Source organism: Acinetobacter sp. LCT-H3 (genome assembly GCF_001866125.1).
GTDB lineage: Bacteria > Pseudomonadota > Gammaproteobacteria > Pseudomonadales > Moraxellaceae > Acinetobacter > Acinetobacter schindleri.
The window spans coordinates 1-23,678 of sequence record NZ_MODX01000033.1 but is presented as its reverse complement, the minus strand read 5'-3'; the positions used below and the strand labels follow the sequence as shown (position 1 = coordinate 23,678).

18 protein-coding genes and 1 tRNA gene are annotated in these 23,678 nt (G+C 45.0%); 6 read left to right on the top strand and 13 right to left on the bottom strand.

The window, feature by feature from the left end:
* The first annotated feature begins 66 nt into the window (after positions 1-66).
* Both BK820_RS13330 and BK820_RS13325 read left to right on the top strand, forming a co-directional pair.
* Positions 67-142 (top strand) — tRNA-Glu (locus BK820_RS13330).
* A 243-nt stretch (positions 143-385) separates the two neighbouring features.
* Positions 386-1,798 carry an iron-containing redox enzyme family protein gene (locus BK820_RS13325; protein ID WP_071321194.1) on the top strand — a complete coding sequence of 471 codons (1,413 nt, stop codon included), beginning with the start codon at positions 386-388 and terminating at the stop codon, positions 1,796-1,798.
* Positions 1,799-1,851: 53 nt separating this feature from the next.
* Here BK820_RS13325 and BK820_RS13320 read toward each other — a convergent pair whose 3' ends face one another.
* The 6 genes from BK820_RS13320 to BK820_RS13295 form a co-directional block, all read right to left on the bottom strand.
* The gene (locus BK820_RS13320) at positions 1,852-3,096 is read right to left on the bottom strand and encodes an NADH:flavin oxidoreductase/NADH oxidase family protein (RefSeq protein ID WP_071321193.1); all 1,245 of its coding nucleotides are present in this window, start codon (positions 3,094-3,096) and stop codon (positions 1,852-1,854) included.
* A gap of 103 nt (positions 3,097-3,199) precedes the next feature.
* Positions 3,200-4,786 (bottom strand): ABC transporter ATP-binding protein, encoded by a 1,587-nt coding sequence (locus tag BK820_RS13315; RefSeq protein WP_071321192.1) that lies wholly within the window; start codon positions 4,784-4,786, stop codon positions 3,200-3,202.
* Positions 4,761-5,774, bottom strand: coding sequence for an ABC transporter permease (locus BK820_RS13310; protein ID WP_004810683.1), 1,014 nt, complete (start codon positions 5,772-5,774; stop codon positions 4,761-4,763). The genes BK820_RS13315 and BK820_RS13310 overlap by 26 nt, the downstream gene beginning before the upstream one ends.
* The gene (locus BK820_RS13305) at positions 5,774-6,841 is read right to left on the bottom strand and encodes a microcin C ABC transporter permease YejB (RefSeq protein ID WP_004810685.1); all 1,068 of its coding nucleotides are present in this window, start codon (positions 6,839-6,841) and stop codon (positions 5,774-5,776) included. Before BK820_RS13305 ends, BK820_RS13310 begins: the two co-directional genes overlap by 1 nt.
* A gap of 18 nt (positions 6,842-6,859) precedes the next feature.
* On the bottom strand, positions 6,860-8,701 hold the full coding sequence (locus tag BK820_RS13300) for an extracellular solute-binding protein (RefSeq protein WP_004810686.1): 1,842 nt from the start codon (positions 8,699-8,701) through the stop codon (positions 6,860-6,862).
* Positions 8,702-8,728: 27 nt separating this feature from the next.
* Complete coding sequence (locus tag BK820_RS13295; RefSeq protein ID WP_004810688.1) at positions 8,729-12,049, bottom strand: LysM peptidoglycan-binding domain-containing protein; 3,321 nt, start codon at positions 12,047-12,049, stop codon at positions 8,729-8,731.
* Between the two features lie 206 nt (positions 12,050-12,255).
* Between BK820_RS13295 and dnaQ the strand changes: the two genes are divergently transcribed.
* The 3 genes from dnaQ to nudC all read left to right on the top strand — a co-directional run bounded on the left by dnaQ (position 12,256) and on the right by nudC (position 16,206).
* Entirely contained in the window at positions 12,256-13,659 is a 1,404-nt protein-coding gene (gene dnaQ / locus BK820_RS13290; protein ID WP_034424132.1) for a DNA polymerase III subunit epsilon, read from the top strand.
* 127 nt (positions 13,660-13,786) lie between these two features.
* On the top strand, positions 13,787-15,430 hold the full coding sequence (locus tag BK820_RS13285; protein ID WP_004810691.1) for a hypothetical protein: 1,644 nt from the start codon (positions 13,787-13,789) through the stop codon (positions 15,428-15,430).
* On the top strand, positions 15,430-16,206 hold the full coding sequence (nudC, locus tag BK820_RS13280; RefSeq protein WP_004810692.1) for an NAD(+) diphosphatase: 777 nt from the start codon (positions 15,430-15,432) through the stop codon (positions 16,204-16,206). The genes BK820_RS13285 and nudC overlap by 1 nt, the downstream gene beginning before the upstream one ends.
* A gap of 61 nt (positions 16,207-16,267) precedes the next feature.
* Here the strand turns inward: nudC and BK820_RS13275 are convergent, their stop codons facing one another.
* From BK820_RS13275 to BK820_RS13260, 4 genes are all read right to left on the bottom strand, one after another.
* On the bottom strand, positions 16,268-17,149 hold the full coding sequence (locus BK820_RS13275) for an alpha/beta hydrolase (protein ID WP_004810694.1): 882 nt from the start codon (positions 17,147-17,149) through the stop codon (positions 16,268-16,270).
* Positions 17,139-17,822 (bottom strand): BON domain-containing protein, encoded by a 684-nt coding sequence (locus tag BK820_RS13270; protein WP_004810697.1) that lies wholly within the window; start codon positions 17,820-17,822, stop codon positions 17,139-17,141. Before BK820_RS13270 ends, BK820_RS13275 begins: the two co-directional genes overlap by 11 nt.
* 139 nt (positions 17,823-17,961) lie before the next feature.
* Positions 17,962-18,381 (bottom strand): YraN family protein, encoded by a 420-nt coding sequence (locus BK820_RS13265; protein WP_004810698.1) that lies wholly within the window; start codon positions 18,379-18,381, stop codon positions 17,962-17,964.
* 5 nt (positions 18,382-18,386) lie between these two features.
* A complete protein-coding gene (locus tag BK820_RS13260) occupies positions 18,387-19,346 on the bottom strand; it encodes a penicillin-binding protein activator (RefSeq protein WP_071321191.1) in 960 nt (319 codons plus the stop codon).
* 10 nt (positions 19,347-19,356) lie between these two features.
* Here BK820_RS13260 and rsmI point away from each other — a divergent pair, with 10 nt between their 5' ends.
* Positions 19,357-20,199, top strand: a complete 843-nt coding sequence (gene rsmI / locus BK820_RS13255; protein WP_004810701.1) for a 16S rRNA (cytidine(1402)-2'-O)-methyltransferase — start codon at positions 19,357-19,359, stop codon at positions 20,197-20,199.
* An 82-nt stretch (positions 20,200-20,281) separates the two neighbouring features.
* Here rsmI and BK820_RS13250 read toward each other — a convergent pair whose 3' ends face one another.
* The 3 genes from BK820_RS13250 to ubiH form a co-directional block, all read right to left on the bottom strand.
* Positions 20,282-20,530, bottom strand: a complete 249-nt coding sequence (locus tag BK820_RS13250; protein ID WP_004810703.1) for a hypothetical protein — start codon at positions 20,528-20,530, stop codon at positions 20,282-20,284.
* Between the two features lie 174 nt (positions 20,531-20,704).
* Complete coding sequence (locus BK820_RS13245; RefSeq protein WP_004810705.1) at positions 20,705-21,946, bottom strand: FAD-dependent monooxygenase; 1,242 nt, start codon at positions 21,944-21,946, stop codon at positions 20,705-20,707.
* On the bottom strand, positions 21,943-23,151 hold the full coding sequence (ubiH, locus tag BK820_RS13240) for a 2-octaprenyl-6-methoxyphenyl hydroxylase (protein ID WP_071321190.1): 1,209 nt from the start codon (positions 23,149-23,151) through the stop codon (positions 21,943-21,945). The genes BK820_RS13245 and ubiH overlap by 4 nt, the downstream gene beginning before the upstream one ends.
* Positions 23,152-23,678 lie beyond the last annotated feature (527 nt).

Sequence of the window (23,678 nt, the reverse complement as noted above, 5' to 3'; positions counted from 1 at the left end):
GAATCCCCGTAGGGACGCCATTACTTCAAATTGAAAGTAAAGGTTTTAAAATCTATCTTCTGTACTGTCCCTATCGTCTAGAGGCCTAGGACATCGCCCTTTCACGGCGGTAACCGGGGTTCGAATCCCCGTAGGGACGCCATATTCGAGATGATTATCTTAAAATGATCTTCTTATAAAAAAGCTCAGGCATTGTAACCTGGGCTTTTTTATTGCCTTCAATTTCATTTATTTTTACCATATATTCAAAATAATAAACCTCTAAAAATTTACGCACTTTTGCAAAGTCCTTGTATTTTCCGCCATAAAATCGAACAAAAACCAGACATCTGATCTTTCACATAAGGCTAAGGTAAGTTAGGAGCCAATATGCAAGGATAAGATTATGTTCACGAGTACGGAATTTTGTTTAACTGCACCCCCATTTGAAAATCTTGTTCAAGAACCAACTAAAAGCTTCAAAGATTGGGTGGATTTTTTTCTGGATGAGCAAATCTCTAAAAAAACAAAAGCAGATTCGGCAGAACAATACCTCAATCAGTTAATCCAGCACATCGATCTAAGTTCCATGAGCTGGCTCGATCAACCCGAACATGCTGCTACGCATTTTTTAGAAGAACATCATAAAATTTGTGGCATATTTCAGGATTATCTCAGTCGTCGCAAACAAGGCGGACAACGTGAATACTTTGCTACGGTATCGCATGCATTTGAATTTCTCTACCGGGTTGCACCTACAAAAATGGTCGATGGCTCATGGTTATACTCTACTCTGGAACATGCGGATCAACCGGCGCTTAAAGACCTGATTCATATTTATCTGGAAGAGCTGGGGCTAGGTCACCCACAAGCCAACCATGTCACCATGTATCAGGATCTGCTAAATAACTATGAACTCACTGCCTATAGCGAACAACTCGACGACCGCTATTATGAACAGGCAACTGTCCAGTTGGCTTTAGCTTATGCGCCAGCTGAATATTTACCGCTGGTGATTGGCTTTAATCTGGGCTATGAACAACTACCGCTACATTTATTGATTACCAATTATGAACTGGCTGAACTCGGTATCAATCCGCATTACTTTAATGTGCACATCACGATTGATAATGCGCATAATGGCCATGCGCAAAAATCCCTGCAAGCTTTCCTAGATCTATACCGTTCTGCAGAACACCCGGAGCGCTATCTGGAAATGGTCAAACAGGGTTACTTGCTGAATGACATAGGCAAAAGTTCTACCCAGATTGTGCGTGAGTTGGATCTCGATGCCCAGGTGTTGAAACTGTTTCAGCAGAAAGCTTTAATTGGTCAGTACATTCATAACCAGAAATGCCAGTTTAGCGGCAAGACCATCAATGAGTGGCTGTCACAACCTGAGCAGATTCAGGATTTTCTACAGGTCATGATGGATAAAGGCTGGATCCAACGTGGACTGTCTGTAGAGCAAAGCCGTTTCTGGAAACTGATTGATGATCCAGATGGCAAGATGTTTGGCGTATTTAATGCCACAGAGAAACAGATAATTCGTGACTGGATTCAAGGTCCAGAACTGGCTCGACGGCTTTCTTCACATCAACTACGGACGCAAACACCGATAATCAGCCGGCAAGAGCAGCATAAGCTGGAAGAACTTCGCTTGCATCTAAAGCGTTGTGACAATAATGAAGAAAAACTGGAGATTCTCACGCCTTATGTAGCACCACATTGTCATTATCAGCAGCTTGGACTTTGGGCGACACAACAGGTCTCTAAAATCCTGTTTCCTTTCCAGACCCAAGCGGTGCAATTCAGCTAAATCTGTTGCATTTAAAAAGGCACCTTATGGTGCCTTTTTATATGTAGATCAGGTTATGCAGATTTACGTGAATTAATCTGTCCTTTAATCACAGCAGTGACATTGCCTTTTAGATAATGCAGGAAAACTTTTAATGGTGACAGTTGGGGATTTGGCTGCTTACCTTGAGCAATCCGTTTAAACTGTGCGGCATACCAGATGATTTCCATGATTGCCATTTTATCAATCATTGGAATACCGGTTTTAATCTTCTCTACCGCATAGCGTACATCCTGCCCTGCTACCAGCTTCTGCCCCAGATCAGTTTCTACTGCAAACGGACGGGCAATACCAACAAAATCACAGGCACCACTCTCAAGTGCAGCATTCATACCAGCAGCAGTTCTAAAACCGCCAGTCACCATAATATGGCAGCTCACTTCCTGACGGATTTTTTCGGCAAAATCCAGGAAATAGGCTTCACGGGCAATCGTGGAAGCTTTACGTTTATCCGCCTTAACGCCTGCCATTGCTGGTGCTTCATAGCTACCGCCGGACACTTCAATCAGGTCAATGCCTACTGCATCAATAGCTTTAAAGACATAGATCACATCTTCTTCGGTGATACCACCACGCTGGAAATCAGCCGAATTCAGTTTAACGGAAATAATGAAATTTTCTGAAGTCGCAGCACGCACTGCCTTATAGATTTCTAATAAGAAACGAGTACGGTTTTCAATACTGCCACCCCACTGATCCTGACGTTTATTGGTCAATGGCGATAAGAACTGACTGATCAGATAGCCATGTGCACCATGAAGCTGTACGCCTTCAAATCCTGCTTTTTCACAAATTGCAGCAGAAGTTGCAAAACGCTGGATAATATCCAGAATTTCATCTTCGCGCAGTTCACGTGGGGTACCAAAACTGACAGCCAGTGCCGGACTAAATGGCACTGCCGATGGTGCCACAGTTTCCCGGTTCAACCCTTTTGGACACTGACGTCCTGGATGTGACAACTGCACCAGTTGTACCATACCATGACGTTTGCCAACTTCTGCCCAAGCCTTAAGCTTGTTCAGGTCACGTTCTGTTTCAGCGACTACAACACCCGGTTCATTCTTGGCACGAAAATCCACCATGACATTACCCGTAATCGCACAACCTAGCCCGCCTTTAGCCCAGGCTTCGTAGAGTTTCAAATGTGAGTCATTCGGCTGACCAGCATCATTAGCGAGTGCCTCGCTCATAGCACCTTTGATGATACGGTTTTTAAAGAGGGTATTACGAATCTGAATTGAATCTGCCAGTTGTGTCATACTTTTTTCCTAAACATTATGCTTTTATTCTGTCGGTGTTATACCCTGTCAGCAAGAAATTGACAATGACCCATGTCAATTTCATTTAAAAAGATTTGTAGTTTTAATATTGGCTGGCTGCAATTAACTGGCGGGTATAGTCAGTTTTTGGGTGCAGGAATAATTGTTCAGTCTCCTGAACCTCCATAACTTGTGCATGATGCAGTACTAAAACCTGCTGGCAGAGTGCACGTACCACTTGTAAGTCATGACTGATAAACAGGTAGCTAATTCCTTCTTCCTGTTGGATACGACGTAACAGTTTCACAATTGCACGTTGTGTAGTACGGTCCAGCGCAGAAGTCGGCTCATCCAGAATTAAAAGTTTTGGCTCTAAAATCAATGCTCTTGCCAATGATACACGCTGACGCTGCCCCCCAGAAAGCTCATGCGGATAGCGGTCTTTAAAAGATGCGGGCAGCTCTACCCGCACTAAAGCTTCCTCGACACGACTACGGATTTGCTCCTCGGTCATCGCCTTCAAGCCCAACCCTTCACCAATGATCTGTTCAATGGTCATACGCGGATTCAGACTGCTAAATGGATCCTGGAAGACGATCTGAAAATTACTACGTAATGGTCGTAAGGCTTTTTCAGACAATTGATTCAAATCCTGATTTTCCAAAAGGATCTGACCATGGCTTTCAATCAATCGTGCTATGGCTAAAGCAAGTGAACTTTTACCTGAACCACTTTCTCCTACTACTCCAATCGATTGTCCCTGCAGCATGCTTAAATCGAGCGGTTCGACAGCAGTGATATAGCCCTTAATGCGATTCAGTAGACCCTGTTTGATGGGAAATTTGACTTCTACCTGCTTGAGTTCGAGCAAGGTTTCAGTTTGCTCTAAAGGCAGTGCCTGACCAAAATCATGATTGAGCAAGTCTTGGGTATAAGTTGATTGGGGTGAATTAAAGATTTGTGGTACTCCACCTTGCTCTTCAACGCAGCCCTTGTTCATGACAATCACCTGATCAGCATAGCGTCTCACCAGATTCAGGTCATGACTGATCAGAATCATCGCCATCTGCCGACTCTGCTGTAAAGATTTCAGCAAATGTAAAATCTGGGCTTGCAAGGTGACATCGAGTGCTGTAGTTGGTTCATCTGCAATCAGGATATCTGGATCTAGTGCCAATGCCATGGCAATCATCACGCGCTGACGCTGGCCACCAGATAATTCATGCGGATAACGTCTTAGTTTGTCCTCAGGTTCAGGAATACCAACATCCTTCAGTAACTCCAGCACCCGTTCTCGTGCCTTGGCTTTAGACCAGCCCTGCAACAACAAGGTTTCGCCAATGATCTTTTCTACCCGATGCAAGGGATTGAGTGCCGTCATCGGCTCCTGAAAGATCATGGCAATTTTCTTGCCGCGAATCTGACGTAATTGGAGCTGAGAAAGCGTCAGTAAATTCTGACCATCTAATACCGCCCGGCCTTGTACCTTTAAATTTCTTGGCAACAAACCCAAGATTGCCAGAGTACTAATCGATTTACCTGAACCGCTTTCACCGACAATCGCCAAGGTCTGCCCGGCAGACAGTTCAAAACTCAGCTGCTGTACCAGCACCTGATCTAGACTGCTGATCTGCAGATTTCCGACCTGTAGAAGCGGTGTTGCGTTATTGACGTCTTGGATCGAATGCATCACGCGTCGCCTCCCCAATATAGATCAGTAAAGATAGAACTATGGCCAGCGTAAAGAAGCCGGATAAAGCCAGCCACGGCGCATTCAGATTGTTTTTGCCTTGTAGCAGCAATTCACCCAGTGAAGCCGCATCAGGTGGCAATCCATAGCCAAGAAAATCCAGTGCTGTCAGTGCGGTAATATTAGCCGTCAGCATAAAGGGTAACTGGGACAGACTCGAACTCATGGCATTGGGTAAAATATGCCGGAAGATAATCGCGCGATCAGAAACACCAAGGCTACGCGCGGCACGCACATAGTCAAAATTACGTGCCCGTAAAAATTCAGCCCGTACCAGACCAACCAGGGTAGTCCAGCCGAACAGCAGCATGATCAGGAATAGCCAGTACACGTTTGGGGTAAACATGCTGACCAGAATCATCACCATAAACAGCATCGGCAAGCCGCCCCAGACTTCCAGAACGCGTTGCCCTGCCAAATCAATCCAGCCACCATAGTAGCCCTGAATCGCACCGATTATAATGCCGATCACGGCAGATGCGATGGTCAGTGCAAAGCCGAACAGCAATGATATTCGTAGACCGTAAAGGATTCGTGCCAACACATCACGACCTTGGTCATCAGTCCCTAGCCAGTTTTGTGGCGTGGGTTCAGACGGCACAGGCACTGCCAGTTCCAGGTTTGGCGTCTGGTAGGAATATTCAATCAGTGGCCACAATGCCCAGCCCTTAGCATTGATTAACTGCTGGACGACGGGATCTTTATAATCTGCTTCAGTTTCAAACACACCACCAAATGTGGTTTCCGGATAAGTCTTAAATGCCGGCACATACAGTGAACTGTCATATCTCACCAGCAACGGTTTATCGTTAGCAATCAGTTCTGAACCTAAGGACAAAATGAAAATAATGATAAAGATAATAAAGCAGCTGAAGCCGAGTTTATTTTCCTTAAAACGCTGCAAGCGCGCTCGCATGATCGGTGACATTATTTGGCACCTCGCGAGTCAAAGTTAATTCGCGGGTCGATCACCTGATACATCACATCACTGATCAAACGCAGAATCAGCCCAAGCAAAGTAAAGATAAATAAGGTCCCAAAAATCACCGGATAATCACGCTGTACAATCGCTTCAAAGCCAAGCAGACCTAATCCATCTAAGTTAAAGATAATTTCAATAAACAGGTTACCGACAAAGAAGATCCCGACCAGTGCTTCCGGCAGACCCGCGATGACAATAAGCATGGCATTTCGAAAGACATGTCCATATAGCACACGCGATTCATTTAAGCCCTTGGCACGTGCTGCCAGTACATACTGTTTGCTCAGCTCTTCCATAAAAGAATATTTGGTTAAGTAAGTCAGCCCAGCAAAACCGCCAATTACCATCGCCAGCAATGGCAAGGTCATATGCCAGAAGTAATCCTTAATTTTTCCGAACCAAGACAATTCAGCAAAGTTTTCCGATACCAACCCTTGCAATGGGAACCATTGGAAATAGGAACCACCCGCAAAAAATACGATGAGTAAAATGGCAAAGACAAAAGCCGGAATGGCATAACCCACGGCGAGCAGCATCGAAGTGGATTTATCAAACAGGCTGCCATGCTGACGCGCCTTCCGGATCCCGAGTGGAATCGAGACCAGATAAATCAGCAAAGTACTCCACAGTCCCAATGACAGAGAAACTGGTAATTTTTCCAACAATAATGTAGTTACAGGTTTATCTTTAAAGAAACTGATGCCGAAATCTAGCTGTACATAGCTTTTCAGCATTTCCCAAAAACGGATATGAGCGGGCTGATCAAAACCATATTGGGCCTTGATTTTTTCCACCATCTCGTCACTCAGGCCTTTGGCACCCTGATAGCTGCTTTTGGACTGTGCAGTTTCTGCACCTGTGGTTCCGCCCATGCCCTGAAAAGTTTCTGCCTGTTGAATGGCCTGTTCGACCGGTCCACCCGGCGCAATCTGAATGACAATGAAATTAATCAGCAGAATCAAAAATAAAGTTGGGATAATCAGCAAGAGCCGCTTAAGTATGTAGGTTCCCATTGTCAGTGATATTCCTTATTATTTTTGACGACGTAAATATTGGCTCACTTGTGCAGCTTTTTGTGGATTACTCCACCAGAAGTCGAATCCAACAGCAAGCTTTGGCTTGATCTTTGGCTGCTCATACATATTCCAGTAAGCATACCAGTTGCCGCCTTTCCCATAGGTCGGAATCTGATAATAACCAGCACGCAGCAGACGATCCAATACTTTGGTACGAATCACCAATTGCTGGCGATCCGGTGCCTGAATCACCTTGGTAATAGCATCATCAATCACAGCATTTTTGATACCCGCATAATTGTAATTACCCGGCTGATCTGCTGACGCACTACTCCAGAACTGTGCCTGCTCATTGCCCGGGTTGAGAGACTGTGGCAAGACATTGGTCGTCATATCAAAATCTTTACTGCGCATACGTTCAATATACTGAGGTACATCGACATGACGGATATTCACCGTGATACCCAGCCGTTTCAGATTACGTATAAAAGGCATTAAGGTACGTTGCAAACCATCCTGATGAATCAGGAACTCAAGTCGAATCGGCTTAGCTTTTGGATCAGTTAATTGCGCATTGTGATAACGGTAACCCGCCTCGAGTAACAATTCCCGCGCGACCAGTAAATTCTTGCGATTAAAGCCCGAAGCATCCGAAACTGGATATTTCCAGTCTTTCAGCACACCAACACGCTGAATCGGATCTAACTTAGCCAGATAAGGCTTTAAAATCGCCAGTTCTTCAGCTGAAGGCATGCCCTTCGCTTCCAGCTCACTATTAGCAAAATAACTTTGTAAACGGTGGTATTGACCATAAAACAGCGCCTTGTTCTGCCACTCAAAATCATAGGCATAAGTTAAGGCTTGACGAAAGCGGATATCCTGCATTGGTGCACGACGAGTATTGAATACAAAGCTTTGTGTCGGAATCGGGTTTTCATGGTTGAAGTTGTATTTCACCACCATCTTGTCCTTGATGGCTGAAAAATTGTACTCCGTTACCCATTTACGTGCGGTGTATTCCTGATGTACGGTATATTGACCAGACTTAAAACCCTCAAAACCAACATCCATATTGCGGTAATAAACAAACTTCAGGCGATCAAAGTTATATTTACCCCGGTTAACAGGTAAATCCTTCGCCCAGTAATTTGGATTGCGTTTATAGCTAATGCTGCGCCCCGCATCAATACTTTCAACCAGATAAGGTCCTGAACCCAAAATGGGCTGTATAGTGATACGAGTAAAGTCTTTGTCCTGCCAGTTTTTCTTAGAATAGATAGGCATCTGCGCCAGAATTAGCGGCATTTCCGAATTATTATTCGACTTGAAGCTCATCTTGACCTGGTACCTGGATAGTACCTCGGTTTTATCCAGATCTGACAGATACATCTGCAAGCCTGGATTGCCCTTGGTTGTGTATGTATCAAAACTGAATTTTATATCTTCTGCAGTGACTGGCGTACCATCACTAAAACGTGCTTTGGGATTCAGATGATAAATCACATAGGCAGTTTTTTTTGGATCATAGGTGACTTTTTCAGCCAGCAAGGGATACATCACGCCCGGCTCATCCAGGGAACTGACCATGAGCGTATCAAACAGGTATTCCACGCCATCTGCTGCTGTACCTTTGCCATTCATGGCATTCAGGTTATCAAAGGTACCATTGGCAGACTGGCTGAGATAGCCACCTTTGGGTGCTGCAGGATTGGCATAGGGTAAATGTGTCAGCCCGGCATATTTGGGCTGACTATGAATGGCGATATAAGGGGTGGTCTGCAGTGCAGCCCAAGCCCCCTGAGTAATGACCGAAATTCCACAGATATAAATCAGGCGCTTTGCAACAGCAAACGGCATTCAGATACTCCCTGTATCATTTCGGCTTTAGAGATTTGGAACCTTGATCACATCCCCAATACGCAGTTGAGTATTCGGTTTCAGGTCATTCATTTCTGCCAGTGTACTACTGTCCATGCCATAACGTGAGGCTAAACCGATCAGTGTGTCGCCACGCTTGATTTTATATTCCATAATACGTTTAGGGACTTGCAGACTTTGGCCCACACGCAAGCCTGCATTAGCACGCAGATTATTTAAACTGGCAAGTTCTGTGGTGGTAATTCCCAGACGACTGGCAATCGCGTTAAGTGATTCGCCTGACTTCACTGTATAGCTTTCTGTGGCCTTAGATGAAACAGTCGTGGTAACTGCTTTGATCTCATCTACCTTTTTAGTTTCTGGCAGATCACCATCAATCTTCAGACGCTCTCCGACACGTAATGGACTCGATACAGACAAATCATTTAGCTCAGCCAGATATTTCAGTTGTAACTTGTACTCGCGTGCAATTGAACTGAGGGTTTCACCTGATTTCACTATGTGGGTGTCTGACTTCACACCTTTCACCGCCTGCTCAGTCACAGTTTCACGAGCTGCTTCTGCATCTCCGGTCAATTTCAGACGTTGTCCTACTCGCAGGCCAGCATTACGGGATAAACCGTTCAGATTCGCCAGATGATCCATGCTCAGGTTATATTTGGTCGCAATTCCTGTCAGGGTATCACCCGACTGCACAGTATAATTCTCTGGCATAGTGCTGCCCGCAGGAATCTTGATGGTTTGACCAATACGTAAACCGCTATTGGCAGCAAAGCCATTTAAGGCTGCCAGTTCAGCCACACTGAGTTTGGACTGATTGGCAATGCTATACAGCGTCTCACCACGTTTTACCTGATAGTTTTCAGTTGCAGTCTGGTCCACTTTAATATTTTCAAACTTCTGCTCAATTTTCTTGCCTGAGCTTGCAGATTCAGCTTCATTCACAGGTACGTTGATTTTTTGACCTGCCATCAGGTTGCTGCCTGAAGTCAAACCTGGCGTCAACGCAGCCAGTTCCGCATTCGAAAGTGCATAACGGTCTGCAATCAGTTTCAGATATTCGCCGCGCTGAACGGTATAAGGCTTAGTCTGAACTTTACTGCTTTCCGCTTTTTTGGTTTCTTCAACTTTCGCTTTAGAAGCAGCAGTTTCTTTTAAGGATAGTTTTTGACCGACAAATAGACCGCTGGTCGTGCTCAAACCATTATAGTCAGCCAGCTGTTTTACCGTTAAACCAAACTGGCTGGCTACACCGGTGAGTGAATCATTGGCTTGTACCACATAGCTTTCTGGTTTTGCAGCAGGTTTTGATGCTTCTTGAACAGGTTTGGCATCATAAAGATAGATCGTGGTACCGACATATAAAGTGGCATTTGGATCAATCTGGTTCCATTTCGCCACATCCCGCCAGTTCACTCCATTTTTAGCAGCAATCAAAGCCAGGTTGTCACCCGGTAAAACCGTGTAGGTACTGCGCTTGCCTTTTGGTGCAACAACCACAACTTCCGAATCTGTTTTAACGTAATTCTTGCCTTGGTTCAATTTCGCTTCGACTGAATCTGCCTTGGTACTTTCCGTTACGCCTTTTGGATAAGAGAAACCTTTGGTTAGTTCTTTACCCTGCTGTTCTGCTACAGAAAGGCTGGTCTGAATCGCAGTCAGCTTAATCTTGCCATCATAAGGATCGACAATTTCGGTACCCGCAGGTGCCAGTGCTTTCAGTTCCTCCACCACTTCTGCCTGTTCTGCGGCTGTCGCCACCGGTTTCAGGATTTCATCTACAGACTTTGGAATTTCCTCTGCCACAACCGCCGCCCGAATCTGTTCACGTTCCTTTGCAGAAATTGGCGGTTCAACCTGAATCGGTTGCACAGGTGTTACCGGCGTCACTGCAACTGGAATACGCGGTGCACTTGGAATAGGTAATTCACTCTTCGCAGCAAAATCAGCCAAAGCTGAAGAACCTCTTGGTGTGCTGACCCTGGTCTTGCTTTGGGCAGTCTGGTTGGGTTTGGTTGTACTTGTAGCTGCTGGTGTTGCAGCGGCAGTAACAATCGCTGTGGTCGTTGCTGGGGACGTCGCTTTGCTTGCAGTAGTGGTTACAGGCGTTGCAGGTTTAATAGTTGTCGTGGTTGAGGCCGTGATTGCAGGCGGTGTCTGTTTAGCTGGCGTAATTGTTTTGCTATTCAGCTCAGGTGGCGTGGTTTTTACTGGCGTAATCGTCTGATTATTCTTCGGTAAAGTGCTGGTAGAGCTTGCCCATAAACCTGAAGAAGAGGATTGAAGCTTTTTCAGTTTTTCATCAATGGAGGGACTCAGGTCAGCTGGAATTAGAATACGGCGCGGACTGTCCGGATCAATCCTGTCTCCACGATGCCCTGGGTTCAACTGATACAGTTCAGCCCGACTTAAACCGGTAATTGCAGCAATTTCATTCAGGCTGGCTGCCCCAACACTGACTTCACGAAAGTGCGGACGGTTGGCAATAGGTGGCAGGCTCACGCCATATTTGGCTGGACTTTTTACAATCTGTGCCACTGCCATGAAACGAGGAACATAGTTCATGGTTTCCTGCGGCAACTTTAGCGACCAGTAATCAGTTGGCAAACCAGCAGCCTTATTACGGTTAATCGCCTGCTGAATACGACCTGGACCGGCATTATAGGATGCTAAAGCCAGTTCCCATGAACCGAACTGATTATATAATGCACCTAAAAACTCATAAGCAGCGCGAGTCGACTCTACCACATCACGACGGCCGTCATACATCGAGGTCTGTTTTAAACCATAAATACGGCCGGTACTTGGAATAAACTGCCACAGACCCGCTGCAGCTGCACTACTGGTTGCTGCCGGATCGTATGAACTTTCAATCACTGGAAGCAATGCCAGCTCAGTCGGCATACCACGGCGTTCAGCTTCTTTTACTGTGTAATATAAATAACGTGAAGCACGCGCACTTAAACGCTCTAAATATGGCTGACGTGATGCGAACCAGCCACGCTGGGCATCAATACGCGGATTCCAGACATCCAGATTCATCTTGAAACCGACAGTCATGCGCTTCCACACATCACCGTGTTTCAGTACCAACAGTCGGTCGCCTTCTACCGCACGCATATCAGTCGCGGATAAAAGATCTTCCAGACTATCCAGACTGTCGGCGCCTAAATAATTCGAACTTGTTTGTTTATGCTTGGACCCTGCCGCGCTTTGTGTCGTCGAACAACCTGTTAAACCTAAGGATGCAAGCGCAGTGCCGAGAACTGAGACTTTTAAAAATGAAGGTAACGATGGCTGCCACATGAATGCGGTTGGTTTATACATAAAGAAATCCAAACAACTTGTATAAAATTTATTTTTTAGATATGCCATTTTAATTAAGCATGTCGACGACACAAGCTAATAATTTACCGCGATTTGACGTTAAATGTTACAAGAAATTAAAAAATCGCGGAGATATGGATTATTCAAACGTATTTGCGTTATACAATATCCCGCTCAGCTTGTTCTTTTTTGATCGGATTTGGTTTATGTCTCAAACAATCACACTGTATGTGGATGGCGCATGCCGCGGCAATGGTAAGGAAATCGCTGTAGGGGGTTGGGGTGCCTATATTCAGAACGGTTCAGATGAGCATAAAATTTATGGCGGCGAGCTTCAGACCACCAATAACCGTATGGAACTGATGGCTGCCATAGAAGGGATTTCTGTCTGTCCCAAAGATGCCAAGCTGGTGATCTGGACCGATTCCAATTATGTCAAAAAAGGTATCACTGAATGGATCGAAGGCTGGAAACGTAAAAACTGGAAAGATGTCAAAAATCCTGACTTATGGAAACAGCTGGATGCAGTTTGCCAGGGCCGTCAGATTGACTGGCACTGGATCAAAGGACATGCTGGCCATGAGGGTAATGAAATGGCCGATCAGCTGGCTAATCTGGGTGCGGATCTCGCCTTAAAAAATGGCGAAAAATCCCGTCATGTTCCAGCAATTGATTTTGCAGCAAGCGCTGAGACAAAAATACAAGATATAAAAAAGCCTGAAAAAGACTGGTTACTGGATGACCCTTTTGGCCTGGAACTGGCTGAAGCTGAAGAAATGGATGAACTCATGGCAGATGTAACTGAAGTGACCATGGAAACTCACTTAAACAATCAGTCTGTCGCTGCTGAACAAGTGCTAGTAGAGACTCAATTGCACCCGCAGATTGTGATTACTCCAGCCACATTAGATATATCTGGTCCTCGTCAGCTGATTCTCGATACAGAAACCACCGGTTTCTATTATCAGGATGGTGACCGGATTATCGAGGTCGGCGCGATTGAAATGGTGAATCGCAAACTCACCGGCAGCTCGATTCATATTTATATCAATCCGAAAAAACCGGTAGGTGATTCAGTTAATGTCCACGGCATTACTGATGAGTTCCTGCAAGACAAACCTTTATTTGAAGATATTTCTCAAGTTCTGTTCGATTACTTGAAAGGCGCAGAAATCATCGCGCATAACGCGACCTTCGATATGAACTTCCTGGATATGGAATTCAAACGGGCTGGTTTTCAAACCCTGTCAGAAGTCTGTGAAGTCACGGATACCCTGGCGATGGCCAAGTCACGTCATCCGGGCCAGAAAAACTCTCTTGATGCCCTGGTACGTCGTTATGAGATTCCGCAGCGTGACCGTACTTTCCACGGCGCATTACTCGATGCAGAAATTCTGTCCGATGTTTACCTGGCGATGACCGGTGGTCAGGTTTCTTTTGATATGGATGCCCTGTCACATAGTGAAGAACAAAATGCCAGCTCAGGCAGTGTGAAAATTGAAATTGATCTACCGGTAATTTTGCCATCTGATGAAGAACTGAGCGAACATGAGAACTGGGTCAAACAATATGAAGAAAAACATGGCGCGCCTTGCCTTTTCGCAAAATAAAATCCATTATTCAGTTAACAATTTATGTTAAAAAAAATAACAGTTCAGTTATAGTAAATACAAAGATGTCCTGCCAGTTGCAGCAGGCCTCAACTATTAGATAAAACTTCAGGAAAGGTGCAGATCAATGTCTTACCAAACCTCTATACATTTTGACCCTACGGCTTTACTGATAATAAAAAATGAGGTTGATAATTCGATCAAATTGGTTGAATCAGCAGTCAGCACACTGGTAGAAGATCAGACCTTGCCTTTTGGGATTGATGATGCGCTCAACCAGTTCGAACAGTGCGCACAAGTTCTTGCACTGATCGATATGCCAAGCCTGGCCAAAGTCGCTCAATATTCTGCTGAGCTTATGCGCAAGATCATGGGGAATCCTGCCAACGTAAACACGGCAGAAGTGATCGCCCTCAGTGAAGGGACGACCATGCTGAAGCGCTATATCGAGTTCATTTGCTTGCGTGAAGTCAAAATTCCACAATTTTTGCTGGATACTTTAAACCGGCTGGAACTTGCTCTGGGCAAGCCACTGACTACTGAAGGCCATCAGATTGAGTCCCTGCTCGACCTGATCACGCCTGATTTTGATCTGCCGCAAGCACCTGGACTGGAGAAGTCTGTTTATGTGCATCGCCTGTACAAGCTATCGCTGAATAAACTGCTTAAGCAGGAAGAAAGCGATCTGGACTTACAAGCGATCAAACTGGTGGGGACTTATCTGGCAGGTCTTTCTGAGCAGCACCCAAGCAAACAGTACTGGAATCTGGTCTATGTGGCGTTCAATCATATCGATGAGATCCTGATCAACGAGCCACGTTTACGCACCCTGATCAGTGTTGAGCGTAATATGGCACAGTATTTCAATGCCCCAGACCGTTTCAAGGCGAACATTGCTGACCTGGCGAATATACTGAGCTTATGTATCAGCCAGGAAGATGACATTGCTCATCATATCCGTAGCAAGCTGAATATCGGTGAAGATTCACTGACCGATACCCAATTACAGGTCTTCAGCCGTCATTTATATGGTCCTGATTTTGAAACCATGCATACCATCAGTGATCTGGTCACTGCTGAAATGGCACAGATTCGTAATGACATCGAATACAACTATCACAACATGACTCCTGAAAAGACTCAGGAATTGCAGGTTCAGCTGAATAGCATGGCAAACATCTTCAAGGTTTTGAACCTGAATGAAGCTTCTAATGATCTTACTCGTCAGGCTGCTTCACTCAGTCAACCTGAAGTGTTGAAAGATGAAGGTTTTGCCCAGCAGCTCATGAATGTGATTTTGTCTGCTATGAACTCGATTGGGGTACTAGAACGTCATCATACCTCTAGCCGTTTACAGCTCCGTGTAAATAACATGAATATTTCACTGGATCGTCTGGATGAAGCACATGCCGCTTTACTGAGCGAGACCAAAGCGCTGATCGAACTTGCCAGCCACACCCTAATGAATTACTTGCAGGACCAGAACCTGCAAACATTAGAAAGCTTGCCAAATCAGATCCGTGAAATTGCGGGTGCAATGCTGTTCCTGAACGCTGAAAATGGTCAGGCTGCACTAAGCACAACAGCTGACTTTATCCAAAGCCGGATTGAATCTGCTACCGCACTCAGTGCCGATGACGTCAATCGCGTGCTTGATCCACTCGCCAGCGCGGATATGCTCATTGACAATTTAAAGAGCAAACAGCCTGTATTACAGTCAATGTTTAAGGTAGCATTGGACAGTAGTCAAAAACTGAAAACTGTAGCCTAATGTCTAAATTGTCACTTGCGTATATCTTTCAACAACAGCAACTTTTAGTCGATGAAAATCTCCAGCTTCCCCAAGTGGAAGCGCTAGCAAGTGACATACAGCTCGGTACGGGTGATCAGGTGATTGCCCGTGACCTCCTCCCTGATGAACCAATCCCCCCAGGTCTGCAACTCGTTCCGATCCGTCAATTACTGCAATACTGGAATGTTCGCCAGTTTGAACAGGCCAGCCGCGCTGTACAGCTACTGGAATGGCGTCGCAATCATCGTTTCTGTAGTCATTGTGGTACACCAACCGAAGCCCACGCCGTAGAATATGCTATGGTCTGCCTCGCTTGCCACTACCGTCAATATCCACGCGTACAGCCCTGTGTGATTACCGTGATTACCCGTGGTAAAGATGAAATCTTGCTGGCTAAAAATGCCCGTAATAAAACCAGCCAGATGTATGGACTGATTGCCGGTTTTGTCGAAGTCGGTGAAACTTTGGAAGAAGCAGTCCGTCGTGAAACGGAAGAAGAAGTCGGAATTAAAGTCAAAAATATTCAATATCTGGCCAGCCAGCCCTGGCCCTTCCCAAGTAATCTGATGATTGCCTTTAAAGCAGAATATGCTTCTGGTGAGATCAAACTGCAGGAAGAAGAAATCAGTGATGCGCAATTCTTTAAGCTGGATGCCCTGCCAGAAATTCCATTCAAAGGCAGCATTGCACATTCTATGATTATGCATATCACGCAAGGCACGCCCGTGGCTGATGATACTCAAGCCTGGTTGTAAGCCAATTTATAAACAAAAAGCCCGGTATTAAATCCGGGCTTTTTACATTCAATAGAATGAATTATTTAAATGCATCTTCTAGTGCCCACAGTACTCTAGACTTGGTTACAAAGAAGCGGCTAAACAGGCTGGAAAGTGATCCAACAATAGTAATGTGTCCGAGCTTTGGAATACTGATCACATGACTATGGTTACCATGTTGCTTTAATACCCGATCCAGATCATGACTATTGAAATGTCCCACGATATCGTCTTTTTCAGCAATAAACAGATAATGCTTCAAAGGCTGAGGTTGTACAAAGTACAGTGGCATCACCTGCTGATAAGGCACTGCCTGATCAAAGGCATTAGCACAGATCGGATCATCCTTATAGTCAAAATGATAAGGCCCCGCTAAACCAATGATAGCGCGGATATTCGCCAGCCGCTCTGCTTTATGCGGCTGCGGATAGTACACCGCTGACATCACATTAAACGCACCGGCAGAATGTCCCATCAATACAATATTCTCTGATGAAATCTGCAGCTTTGCTGCCGCAGTGTGCAGATGATCCAAAAGCAGATGCAAGTCATCCACAGATTGCGGGAAGATATGTTCTGGCGCCAGATGGTAATTTGGAACCACCACGTCATAGCCTTCACGGGCAAAAGCCTCACCAATAAACTGATATTCTTTCTTATCCCCATGTAGCCAGGCACCACCATGGACAAAGACAATCAAGGGGCGATGTGCCAAAGGCTGTGCACTACGATACAGATCAAAACGCTGCCGCGCTTTAAGGCCATAGGCCAAATGCCGTTCAGCGCTATAACCTGCTTTGGGAGTAAAACGGTTCAGCGCATAGCTACCGAGATCATATAAGCGAAAATCCCGGTAGATTTGTCTTGCAACGTTCAGATGACTCGACAGCTTGGCTTTAAAAGAGTGCACCTTATTGTGCATAAGTTGGTTCAACTGTATCAGGATCAATCGCAACTGGAGTTTGCACCAAGGCACTTGATGAAGCTGTGGTCGCAAAGTTTTGGCTGGTTGAATTGCTGAGCGTTTCTACATTATCAATCAGGGTCACAATTTTAGTGACATTACCGACTTGCGCCAGCACCTGATTGAGATCAGCAATTTCAGCATTGTTTAGACGGCCCATCACATATAACACGCCATCTTCGGTATGCACATGTACCTTACTGTCTGCAACTACAGGCGCTTTCATGATCAGGCCACGGGTATTTGCCGTTGCTGCGGTATCCTGCATGATGGTGCCATAACTGATCTGGTTACCGATAGTAATAAAGTTATGTACGGCTTTCACATCACTCATGGCTTTGACATTGTCTTCAGCCAGTTGTTTCAGATGCGCATCTGGCACCTGACCAGTCAATAATACATGACCATGAAAACTCTCAATATTGACTCGCGACTGTTTGAATCGTGAATCAAGTTTATAAAGATTAATTTTTGCAGTACGCACAATTGAAGAATCGATAAAAACCTGTCCAAGGGTACGCGCCCCTTGATCCGTACCGACAGGAGCCGTGCCTGTACCACCTGAAATAAAGCTGGCACAGCCCGATAAACTTGCGACACATAACATTGTTATTACAATACGTTTAACCACTCAGCAAGACTCCTTATTGTTTAATACGTCTTTGTTCAATTTAATAAATTCTGTCGCGCAATATTGATCAACTTTTATTTTCCTTGAACATTACCATAATCTCTGTACAGAAAATCGCACAAAGAAAAGCCTGTGTTGTTCAAAGATTAATAAACTCTTGATCAAAAGTAAAAGCATTTTCAATCCATTGCGAATCATAAAGGTAATTGCAAAAATCATGCTGTATGGTTTTTGCAAAATGTTGATTAAAATCAAAACAAATCACATCAAAACGACAGAAAAAATGCTGAAATTCTTCATGATTTTGCAGGAAATGAAGAGCAGTTTTCATCATTTTCCGCTGCTTGCTAAGGGAAATTGACTCGAGTGCATTGGCATAATCTGTACTTGCCCGTGCTTTTACTTCCACAAAAACCAGCTCTTGAGCATGTTGCACGATTAAATCAATTTCACCATAACGGCTGTGATAATTGGCTTGGACCAACTGAAAGCCATGATGCTGCAACAAGGCAAGCGCTTGCTGTTCTGCCCATTTTCCCAATTGCTGACTGATACGCATAATAGTTAAATCAGCTTGACGCCCTTGCTGGTATATTCAAAGCAGGCGGGCATACGTCGCAGTCCCTCAGCATTGACCTGAATATGTCCGGTACGACCCTGAAACTGTAGCTGTTCGGCTTTCTGGTCACTTAAATACAGCTGACTGATCTGCCAGGCATCTCCACCAAAGGCGATTAACCGCTGATAGGACATCTGCACCGGCGCCTGCTGATAGGCATTCAATACATCTGGCCAGGCATGAGTATACAGTGCAGGTACGTCACAAAATTTAATACCTTTAGTCAAAGTTATATGCTGGTCAATCGCATTGGATACGGTATAAAGCCGTTTCTTCGGCAGGTTTCGCATTGCGGCCAACCACTCCGGATTGCCCATGAGTAATAAACCCTGTTTAGAGGACAAAGATTTTGGTGCAATATCGATAATATCCACTTGCAGATCCCCTACACTGAGCAAAGACATCAACATCAGTTCATGCTCGGTCTCACTTCCGGGCTGACGCAGTATCTGCAAATACTGAATTCGATCCTTCGTCAGTACCTTCTGTAAAGCAATTGCATCTTCATGCTTAGACAGACTGAACTGCCAAAGCTGAGGTGAACTGCTCATGCTGTCATTCAGACTCAGGGTTTTGACTTTGGGTTGGGCCTGAACCAGTGCTTCAATATCCTGACGTGCCAGTGGCCCCACGATGAGCTGCGTCTTTTTATTGACATGCTGTTTCAGTAATTGTGACATTTTCTTCTGATCAGAATTCACCCATTTAATCGGCACTTTTTGCCCGGATGCCATATAGGCACTCATGAATCCCTGTTTGATATTCGATGCAGCTCGCGCCAAAGGTCCAGATTCGGGTAGAATGACCAGAATTTCCGCTTGCACGCTGCCGATGCAGCCCAATAAGCTCAAACCCAATATTTTTTTAATATTCTTCCGTTTTTTATAATTCTGTTTATTCCACATGGAGAAACCTATGAGTGCTCAGTTATTTGTTGTTGCGACTCCAATCGGGCACTTAGATGATATTAGTTATCGTGCAATTGAGGTGTTGAAGTCGGTGAGTCTTATTGCTGCTGAGGATACACGAACTTCTATGCAATTGCTCAAGCATTTTAATATTTCCACTCCACTGACAGCCTGCCACGACCATAATGAAAGCAACAAGATAGATCAGCTTATTCAACGTTTGCTCAATGGCGAAAACATGGCACTGATCAGTGATGCGGGTACACCATTGATTAGTGATCCAGGCTTTAAATTCGTGCGTGCTGCACAGGAACACAATATTCGTGTGATACCTGTACCGGGTGCCTGTGCTGCAATTGCTGCATTAAGCGCAGTAGGTTTACCGAGTGACCGTTTCAGCTTTGAAGGCTTCCTGCCATCAAAACAAAGCCAGCGTCTGCTCAATTTGGAAAAACTCAAAGATGAAACCCAGACCATGATTTTCTATGAGGCACCGCACCGGATTCTGGAATGTGTGAAAGATATGGCGAATGTGTTTGGTGCTGATCGTCCGGTTGGCTTTGCCCGTGAAATTACCAAAACGTTTGAAACTATCCGAAAGATGACCTTGGGTGAATTGATTGAGTTTATTGCCAAGGACGCCAACCAGCAAAAAGGTGAAATCGTACTGGTAGTGGGTGGAGCGACTGTCGAAAAAGATATGGATCAGGAAAAACTCGACAAGCTGTTACTCCGTTTATTACAGGATCTTTCTGTGAAAGCAGCTTCCCAGCTGGCAGCCGATCTGACCGGTATCAAAAAGAAAGTGGCTTACCAACGTGCACTTGAGTTGACGGGTGCCAATGACTAAATAGCTTTTTCCAGAGAAAGATAGGCATAAAAAAACACCACTGTAATCCGCGGTGTTTTTTTATATTCAGGAGGTAGACGACTTATTCGCGTACTGAATCGTCTGCCGGCACTTCAGTAATTCGACCACCGCGAGCCAGGAACGCGGCCACCTCATCTTCAAGTGCCTGACGCTTTTTTAGCTTCGCTGTCACAGTCAATGTTTCAGCTTCCAGAACGTCTGTATCACTAACAACTTCATCACCTTCAGCAGCGCCTTTCTCTGCTGCTTTCGCTTCATCATCATCAACGACAGCATCTTCTGCTTCATCATATTCATTCATATCTGTCATATTCATGTCCCCCACAAATGACCATCACATGTGCATTTAAACTAGGTTGTAAATTACCTGAAATTTAGCAATCTCTTTGTGTTTCGCCTAGTACCAAATATTAAAAAATCGTATCTTTTTTAAACAAATTCGTTTCTTTTTACATATGATTGTTTAAAAAATAACAATTCCAGGTCAGACGGCGTAGCGGGTATCTTTGAGCAGTCCCAAGCCATTGGCTTGCGCCATAAAAGCATCTTTTAATACAGGCAGCTGTTCAACCTGTTTCAGGCCCAAATTACGTGCCCAAACCACAGGGAAAAGTTGAGTGGTTTCCATCCAGCCAATCGCAGACATGCTGTGCATCATGGCATCATTTTGCCCCTTACGCAGATGTTCATAGCGCTGTAAGGTTTGCTCATGTGCCCAGACGCCACGCGTTTTATCATGCAGTAACACATCACATAACACTGCCGCATCCAAACAGCCAATATTGACACCTTGTCCCGCGAGTGGATGAATCACATGGGCAGCATCACCGATCAGGGCCAGTCCATCTTGCACATATTGCTGAGCCGCACGTGCTTTAAGCGGGAAAGTTGCTCGTGGGCTAGCTTCGAGCACTTCACCAAGCATATGGTGACTTTCTCGGGTCAGTAATTGGATAAATTCCTGATCTGACAAGGCTGCATATTCTTCAGCATAATCATCCGGCAAAGTCCAGACGATCGATTGCCAATGCCCCTGTTCTTCAGCTTTTAAGCTTGCCATTGGTAAGTAAGCCAATGGACCAGTTTCCAAGAAAATCTGGCGTGCAACATGCTGATGGGGTTGCGCGGTCTTAATGGCACAGCTGATACCGGCCTGTTTATAGTCCAGGACATCAATGTCAATAAAGGCCTGTTCACGGACAAAGGAATTGGCACCATCTGCACCGATCAGCAATCTGGTTTTGAGCTGGGTACCATCGGCAAGGTGTACAATCCAGACTCCTACCCCACGTTCTACCCGGCTAACTTTGACCTGTGTGCGGTAATCTTTCAGTTCTTGCAGCATTTTTTGCTGAATGGCCAGGTTCAGAATACTTGGCTCAACCATAGAACCAAGCGCCTGCTCGACTTTTGGTGTTTTCTTGGAAGGCTGACCAAAATTGATTTCACCATAACCATTTTTATTCCAGACCTGCATACCTGTATATGGCTGCTGACGTGCAAGTTTTTCCCAAACCGCTACTGTTTTTAGCAAATGAATAGTGGCCTGGCTGAGTGCCAATACGCGTGGATTGGCAACACTTAGTGTCTTTTCAGTATCTAAAATCGGTGCAGCATCCAGCACGGTGGTCTGTACGCCATCTTGAGCAAGTAATAATGCCGTTAAGCCACCAACCAGCCCGCCACCTACAATGACAGCATCTAATACCTGAGTTTGTTCTGTCATGCTTTGAGTCCCATTGCATAGTTGGCTACAAGTGGCTTGATGCCTGGAATATTTTCAAAAGCCACCAGGCCGGTATTACGGATCAGTTTCAGGAATGGATTCTGGTTGCTAAAACCACGTACGACTGAATCACAGAACTTGATCACACGTTGCTGATCTTTCAGGCGTGATTTTTCATAATCTTGCAGCATTTGAGCATCGCCCAGATCAGCCCCCTGTTCCAGCTGTTCTGCCAGATAACGGTTCAGTACATAAGCATCACGCATACACAGGTTAAAGCCCTGTCCTGCAACTGGATGAATCGTATGCGCTGCATTCCCCATTAACACCACACGACCAACTGCCTGCTTTTCTGCCAGGACTTGCGATAATGGGAAACTGAAACGCTTACCAGTTTTCTGGAATTTTCCGGCACGATCACCATAAGTCTGTTGTAAAGCATGCAGGAAGTGCTGATCATTTTCATCACCCAGCCATTCATGCTCGGTACCTTTAGGAACTGGCCATACCACGGAACGACGGTATTCGCCTGGAAGAGGTAGCAAAGCCAAAGGTCCTAAAGGACTAAAACGTTCAAAACCGACATGTTGATGCGGTTTTGATGTTTGTACGGTTGTGACAATCGCAACCTGATCATAGTCGTGTACCGATGCGCCAATACCCAGTGCCTTACGACAGAAAGAATCGCGACCATCCGCAGCAATTACCAGTTTGGATTGCAGTTTTAAAGCAGTCTCGCCACGCTGTGCTTCAATATAAGCAAAGTCTTTATCCTGGATGAGAGACGTTACCTGGAGGCCATCGATCAGTTCAATGAGTGGCTCTTTTTTGACTTGTGTCAGCAATACGCGACCGAGCCAGGCATTTTCAATCACCTGACCAAAGCTTTCGACTTTTTCCTGTTCAGCGATCAGACGTGCCTTACCAAAGCTGCCCTGTTCGGTAATATTCACTTCCAGAATCGGCGTGGCATGTTCCTGTAAAGCATCCCACAGACCCAGCTCCTGATAAATCTGTACACTACGGCGTGATAAAGCGCTGTTACGGGCATCAAAACTGGAGTGATAGGGAGCAAGATTGATATCATCATAATCTGGGTATTGGATTGCTTCTAACAGTTTGACCGCAATCCCGGTTTTCGCCAGCATCAGTGCGAGGCTTAAACCCACCATCCCACCACCGACAATGATGACTTCTTGTTGCATGCTTTGATCCTTATCTGGGTATCTATAAAATCTAGATACGTCTAATCATGTTGGATTTAATCTTACCTCAAAGATTTTTATTTTTATAATGAATTAGTCGTTTAGCTGTAATTGATATTGCTTTGTTAATCGCTTAAATCTTTAGAGAAATAAAATTTGGCACAGATCTGTGTTTTTTTATAAATAAACCTTAACTAGTCCATCCAAGAATAAAGCTTAAAGAGAAAAACAATGCAAATAAAGAAATGCTTTATCTTAGCCGGCTATCTTGTCCCACTTATAGCCTGCTCATCAAAAGACCAAGCTCATCTCCCTCAGGAAGGAGAAGTCGTCACTTGGAAACAGAATCCTGAATTGATTGTAAAAACACAGCTTAGTCCACATCGAGAGCATTATTTAGGACCCTTTCCAATTGATGACATCCCTGAAAATATCAACCGATTACGCAGGAAAAAGCAAATCGACTGCCGATGCCTGACTCTAATCGTCAATTAGAATTTTACTTGATATTAGACCTCTTTCATAAA